This window comes from Streptomyces sp. NPDC042002 (genome assembly GCF_055588305.1).
Genome location: NZ_JBVJCT010000045.1, coordinates 34,232 through 40,804, shown reverse-complemented (window position 1 = coordinate 40,804; position 6,573 = coordinate 34,232). Strand labels below are relative to the sequence as shown.

The window sequence follows — 6,573 nt, the reverse complement described above, 5'->3', positions numbered from 1 at the left end:
GTGACGGCATGGACGAGCGGCGTGACCCTATGGACCGCCGCCTTCCCCCCCCCCCCCCCCCCCTCCCCCCCCCTCTCCCCCCCCCCCCCCCCCACCCCCCCCCCCCCCCCCCCCCCCCCCCCCCCCCCTTGTGCCCCGGGCAGGCGAAGGCCCGCCACGAGGACGGCCGGCTCTCCCTCAGCGCTCGGCCGGAACCGCCCCGGCGACGGGTTCCGCCGCCTGGAGAAGGATCGGGGAGGCCCGGTCCACGAGGTCGTGGAGGACGGACAAGTAGGCCGCGTCGCCGCCGAGTTCGTACAGGATGCGCTGAGCCCGGTCACGGAAGACACTGATGTCCCGCTCGTACCGACGCAGCACGTCCGGTGCGAGAAGGATGGCGGTGAGCGCCGCGCCCGCGTCGGGCGAGCGGCGTGCGGCGGCGTGCAGTTCCAGGACGCGGCCCGCGGAATCGGGGCCGGCGTTCTCCACGGCACACGCCAGCAGATAGGTCACCGTGCCGTTCGCGAGGTCTTCGTTGCGGCCGGTCAGGATGTCCTGCTGATCGTTGAACAGCTGCCACAGGACGCCGAAGACATTTCCGAACTCCCGCCAGAGTTCCACTCTTTCGTCCGTACGGCCCGCCAGTCGCGCGGCCATGGCGGTGACCATGCTGAACGGCGCGCCGGACTTCCCGAGGTACGCGGCGACCACGGCGTCGCGCGAGGCGGCGCCCACGTCCGCGCGAAGGTCCCTCAACTGCCCCTCGGTCGCGGTGATCCAGCACCTCACGATCTCGGCCGACAGCGGGCCGCGCGCCGCCTCGGGGATGCTCGGCGACTGAACGACGAGCAGGGGAAGCGGAATTCCGCTGATGACCGTCGCGAGCAGCGCCTGGCTCTCGCCCAGACCACCAGCGGCGAGGACCGCCTGGCCGTCGGCGAGGTCGTCGAGGTAACAGGCCGAGGTCCACCACAGTTCATGGACGATCGCCAGCGGAACAGCCGGTCCGGGCTCCCCCGTCTCCGCCGCGTGGACGAGCATCGGCAGCACGGACAGGGGGTAGGTGAACGTCCGGTGTTCCAGGAGTTCGGCGACCGCCGCCCGGACCGAGGCGGCCGGCGGTCCCAGCAGGTCGAGTGCGGATTTCCGCTCCGCCTCGATGTCCGCGGACATCTCCCGATGCAGATCCATGTACGACTTCGCCCGCACGCAGCCCACCCCCACCACCGAATTAATCGAGCACCGATTCGATCATTCGCCATGATGACGAGCCAGAGCAACATTGCGCCATGGCCTGCTCCTTGCGGTCCCCTTCTTTTCCCTCCGGTGAAGCGGCGGATTCCCCTCCGCTGAAGCGGCGGGCCTCCGGCCCTGAACCCCGCCATACTGACCCTCGTGCGAGTAGCGATCATGACCGCGGGTTCACGGGGCGACGTGGCGCCGTTCACCGGACTCGGGCACGGTCTGGTGCGGGCGGGGCACGAGGTGACCCTGGTGACGCACGGGTGCTTCGCGGACCTGGCGTCGGGCTCGGGGGTGGGGTTCCACGCGCTGCCCGTCGACCCGCGGGCCGAACTGGAGTCCGAGCGTGGGCAGCGGCTGCACCGGAGCACCACGGGCACCGGCAAGATCTTCCGGCTCGTCGGGATGGCCCGGTCGCTCGTCGGGCGGCTGAGCGACGACATGATCGCGGCCGCCCGCTCCAGCGACGTACTCCTGCTGTCCGGTTCGCTGGGGCCGCTCGGGTACGCCGTAGCGGAGGGGCTGGCCCTGCCCAGCATGGGAGTGCACCTCCAACCACTGGCACCCACAAGGGAGTTCGCCCCTCCGGTGGCCGGTGTCCGCTCATGGGGGCCCACCGTGAACCGGGCGGCCGGGTACGCGGTGAACCTGGCCGTCGAGCGGGTCTTCGCCGAGACCGTGCGGACCCTGCGCAGGCGGCTCGGCCTGCCGCCCGTCGGCTCCGTCGCGGCCCACCGCGCCCGCGAGCGGCAGGCGTGGCCGGTGCACCACGGGTTCAGCCCCCTGGTCGTACGCCGGCCGCGGGACTGGCGGCGCGGGCTCGACGTGTCCGGGTACTGGTGGCCCTACGACGGCGAGGACGCCCGGCTCCCCTCCGCGCTGCGGGACTTCCTGGACGCGGGCCCCGCTCCGGTCTTCGTGGGCCTCGGCAGCGCCACCGTCCCCGATCCCGAGCGGCTGAGCACCGAGGTGGTGCGCGCCCTGCGGGCCGCCGGGCTGCGCGGGGTGATCCAGCGGGGATGGGGTGAACTGCGCGCCACCGGCGACGACATGTTCACGGTCGGCGAGGTGCCGCACTCCGTCCTGTTCCCGCGCATGGCCGCGGTGGTGCATCACGCCGGAGCCGGTACGACGGCGGCGGGGCTGCGGGCCGGAGTTCCCGCGGTACCCGTGCCGATCCAGTTCGACGAGGGGTTCTGGGCCACCCGGCTCGTCGCGCTCGGCGTCTCACCCGGCGCCCTGTCACTGCGGGGACTGCGCGCCGAACGGCTGGCACCCGCGCTGGTCCGGGCGACCACCGAACCCTCGTACCGGCGGCACGCACGGGACCTGGCGGAACGCCTTAGCACCGAGGACGGGGTGGCGCCGGTCGCGAAGGCGCTCGACCGGCTCGAACGACTCGGCAAGCCCGGGCGACGCGAAAGCTGACGAGGGCGCACCTCTCGCCGGCTCGTGTGCGGCGCCGCCCGCCGCCCCGCGGCCACCTACGCCCGCGGGCCCACGGCCGCCTCTGCCCGCGAGCCCGTGACCACCGCCGCTCATGGGCTCATGGGCCGCGGAACGCCTCGTAGAACTGGCGCGTCGACAGTCCCGCCCCCTCGGCGACCTTCTCGTGTCCGTCCGGTAGTCGACCGGTGCGTTGACCGGTGCTCAGCCGAATCGCGCGGCGGCCCAGGCGGCCAGTTCGGTGCGGGCCCCGTTCAGCAGGGCGGAGGACGGGGCGCTCGCCCCGTTCGTGACCAGCGCGTAGTGCACGGTTCCCGAGCCGGACGCGGTGAGCAGGAGACGGTGGCTTCCGGTGCCGCCCGGTTCGGGAGCCACGGCGATGGGTGTGGTCGTGGTGTAGGCGGGCGGGGAGACGAGCGCTCCGAGGTCGGACACCACCGTCGTGGCCGAGGCCGGGAAGGAGGCCGGCAGGTGGAGTTCCGTCGGAGCGGTGCCGCCGTCGGAGCGCCAGACGAGCAGCCCGTACTGCCCCGCGCCCACCAACTGGGAGACCTGCGGGAGGGTCGAGGGCACCGGGTTCCAGGTCAGCGTGGTGGAGCCGTCGCGGGAGCGGTCCTCATAGGTGAAGGCGAGGGTGGAGCCAGCGGTGGCGCTGGGGTACAGGCGGTCCAGGAGCCGGGCGTCCTGGCGCAGTACGGCCGTGCCCGAGTCGTCGAGGCGTACGGCGGAGAGGTCCTCGTCGTTCCAGGCGTCGCCCGAGGTCAGGACCTTGTCGGGGTTGTCGTTCATCAGCTCGTGGTGACGGCCGCTGTAGATGTCCCACTGCCATTGGGTACCCGACAGCACCGGTCCCGACGAGGCCGTCCCGGTCCACCAGCTGGAGCCCGGGAGGCGGGAGTCGAGGGCCTGGTACATCGCCTTGTCGACGGTCGGCGCCTTGTCCGAGACCGTGCCGGAGAGCGGGTGGCCGAACTCGCTGACGACGGCGGTCGTCCCGGCGGCCGAGGCCCGGTCCCGGACCGTGCCGAAGTCGGTGGCGTACTGGCCGTCTCCCGCCTTGCCCCACATGAGGATGCCCGAGATGGCCTTCTGGTCGTAGAAGTGGGTGTTGAACACATAGCGCGGGCCGAGGGTGCCCGCGTCGAGCAGTCCGCCCTCCTGTTTCTGGGAGCTGATGTTGGAGTTCCAGAAGAGGTTCGGTTCCACGAAGGCGGGCTTGTCCTGCCAGCCGGCCGCGTCCATACGGGCCCGGAACTTCCCGTAGAACGGCCAGAGCAGGTCGCGTTCCCAGGTACGGCTGGTCTGGCCCGAGTCGTAGGTGCCCGCGTAGGGCTCGTTGAACGGGTCGAAGCCGGCGACGCCCGCGAACTCGGCGGTGCCGAGGTGCTGTCGGACGTACGTCATGGTGGCCTGGGCCGTGGTGAGGAAGGCGTCCTGGAGCCCGTAGGAGTTGTGCCAGAAGTCGTACTGCGCCGCCTGGACGGCACTGTTCTGGGTGATGTTCTGGCCCCAGAAGAGGCAGATGCCACAGGACTCCTGCGGGTAACCGCCCGCGGTCACCGCCCACTTGGGGGCGCCGTCGCCGGAGTACCAGCTGCCCGTGTTGAAGAGGTAGCGGGAGTAGAGGTCCTGGTGGAAGTCGGGGAAGACACGGATTCCCGCGTCGAGGAAGGCGCGCATCTGGTCGGTGGCCGCGGCGAGATAGGCGCTGTCCACCTGGCCGCGGGCGGGTTCGGCGTGCGCCCAGGAGAGCAGGAAGCGCACGGAGTTGCCGCCTCCGAGGGCGCGCAGCGCCGTCGCGGACTTCGTCGCGTCGGCGACCGAGGCGAAGGGCAGTCCGGTGTTCTCCTCCAGCTTGGTCTCGCCGGAGACGTTGTAGCCGCGCAGCACGACCTCACGGCCGAGGCCGTCGGTGAAGCGGCCGTTCGTGACCGTGAGGGTGGCGGCGGCCGGCTGGTCGAACCAGAGGGAGTCGGGGAGTCCGTCCGCGGCGGCGGGCCGGGCGCCCGCCGCCGTGAGGAAACCGGTGAGGAGTACGAGGACGCCGATCAGACGCGCACGTAACTTCGACATGTTCACAACAGTCCCGCCCGCACCGGGAGGCGTCAACACCCCTGACTCATGAGTAAGTTTCTTGTTCCACCCGCCTCTTCGCGCGGCGCCGTGGGCACGGCGGTCGGCTCGCCCGCCGACCCGGCGCGTCAGATTCGACAGGTACTCCTTGCGGTCCAGCGGGTTCGGATCGGTCCGGGATCGCGCCGTGCGCCACGGGCGCGTAGGGGGCGAAGGCGCATTCCAGCTCGCCCTCGCCCCGCGTCAACCCCGTTAGCTGGTGCTCCAGTTCATGCGCCCGCACCACCGGGAGGACACCCTCCACCACAGACGAGGATCCGTGCGTCCGGTGGTCCGCGGTACGGCGCGCTGCCTGGCCGGCACGGGCAGCACGGGCAGCACGGCGGCGAGTGTGTCCGTCGGGGCCTCCGGACGGAAGTGGTGCATCGGCTCGTACACCTGGCTGCCGGCCGCGCGCGGCGCGTCCATCAGCACCAGCGGGGTCAGGCCGCGAAGCGGATCCTTGAAGGTGACCGGATCCTGATCCTTGAGCGACCTGATCCTTGAGGCAGGCCCGGCCGGCGGCGAGAGGAGCGGACGGTGCGTGACATCCTCCCCGCGCTGTACGAGTGGTACGCGGCCGGAACGCCCTTCGGACTGGCCACGGTGGTGGCGGTCGGCCGCAGCGCGCCCCGCGACCCGGGCGCGGCCATGGCGGTCGGTCCGGGTGACGAGGTCGTGGGCAGTGTGTCCGGCGGCTGTGTGGAGGGGGCGGTCTTCGAACTGGCCCAGGAGGTGATCGCCTCGGGCGAGGCGCGCCTGGAGACGTTCGGGTACAGCGACGAGGACGCCTTCGCCGTGGGGCTCACCTGCGGCGGTGAGATCACGCTGCTGGTCCGACGGGTGTCGCCCGCCGACGATCCGGCCTTCGGCGCGGTGGCCGAGTCGGTGTCCGCGGGCCGCCCGGTGACCGTGGCGACGGTGATCGACGGCCCCGCCCCGCGCGGAGCCACACTCGCCGTGTGGCCGGACGAGGACCGGGATCCGGACGGCACGGTGTCCCGTTCCCCTGGCTCGACCGACCCGGACGAGGAGGCAGGGCCGCACGGCGCCGCGTCCCGTGCCCTTGGCTCGACCGGCCCGGACGAGGATCGAGGTCCGCACGGCGGGGTGTCCGGTTCGCTCGGCTCGGGGGGTCTGGACGTCGCCGTCACCGCCGACGCGCGCGGTGAGCTGGCCCAGGGCGCCACGGGGCGACGGCACTACGGACCGCACGGCGAACGCCGCGAGGACGCCGTCACCGTCTTCCTGCACTCCTTCGCGCCGCCGCCGCGCATGCTGGTCTTCGGCGCGATCGACTACGCGGCCGCCGTGGCCCGGATCGGCGCCTTCCTCGGGTACCGGGTCACGGTGTGCGACGCCCGCCCGGTCTTCGCCACGCCGAGGCGGTTCCCGGCGGGCGTGGAGGTCGTCGTGGACTGGCCGCACCGCTATCTGCGCGGCACGACGACCGACGCGCGCACGGTGATCTGCGTCCTGACCCATGACCCCAAGTTCGACGTGCCCCTGCTGGAGGAGGCGCTGCGCCGCCCGGCCGCGTACATCGGGGCGATGGGCAGCCGTCGTACCCACGACGACCGCGTCGAGCGGCTGCTCGCGTCCGGCGTCTCGGAGCGCGAGCTGTCCCGGCTGCGCTCCCCCGTCGGCCTCGACCTCGGGGCCCGTACACCGGAGGAGGTGGCCGTGTCCGTCGCCGCGGAGATCGTGGCGCTGCGCTGGGGCGGCAGCGGGCTGCCCCTGACGGCGAGGGGCGGGGCGATCCACCCGCGCCGCCCCGCGTCCCGGTAGTCGGGG

At 72.7% G+C, this 6,573-nt stretch carries 5 protein-coding genes; 2 read left to right on the top strand and 3 right to left on the bottom strand.

Annotated elements, in window-relative coordinates; genetic code table 11:
* Nucleotides 1-177: 177 nt before the first annotated feature.
* Entirely contained in the window at nt 178-1,170 is a 993-nt protein-coding gene (locus ACZ6KY_RS37185; RefSeq protein ID WP_469314683.1) for a polyprenyl synthetase family protein, read from the bottom strand.
* A gap of 219 nt (nt 1,171-1,389) precedes the next feature.
* On the opposite strand from ACZ6KY_RS37185, the gene ACZ6KY_RS37180 reads away from it, so the two are divergent.
* Nucleotides 1,390-2,649 (top strand): glycosyltransferase, encoded by a 1,260-nt coding sequence (locus ACZ6KY_RS37180; RefSeq protein ID WP_469314701.1) that lies wholly within the window; start codon nt 1,390-1,392, stop codon nt 2,647-2,649.
* Between the two features lie 222 nt (nt 2,650-2,871).
* Here the strand turns inward: ACZ6KY_RS37180 and ACZ6KY_RS37175 are convergent, their stop codons facing one another.
* Nucleotides 2,872-4,740, bottom strand: coding sequence for an endoglycosylceramidase (locus tag ACZ6KY_RS37175; RefSeq protein ID WP_469314682.1), 1,869 nt, complete (start codon nt 4,738-4,740; stop codon nt 2,872-2,874).
* A gap of 252 nt (nt 4,741-4,992) precedes the next feature.
* Nucleotides 4,993-5,208 carry a hypothetical protein gene (locus ACZ6KY_RS37170; protein ID WP_469314681.1) on the bottom strand — a complete coding sequence of 72 codons (216 nt, stop codon included), beginning with the start codon at nt 5,206-5,208 and terminating at the stop codon, nt 4,993-4,995.
* 111 nt (nt 5,209-5,319) lie between these two features.
* Here ACZ6KY_RS37170 and ACZ6KY_RS37165 point away from each other — a divergent pair, with 111 nt between their 5' ends.
* Nucleotides 5,320-6,567 carry an XdhC family protein gene (locus ACZ6KY_RS37165; RefSeq protein WP_469314680.1) on the top strand — a complete coding sequence of 416 codons (1,248 nt, stop codon included), beginning with the start codon at nt 5,320-5,322 and terminating at the stop codon, nt 6,565-6,567.
* Nucleotides 6,568-6,573: the final 6 nt, after the last annotated feature.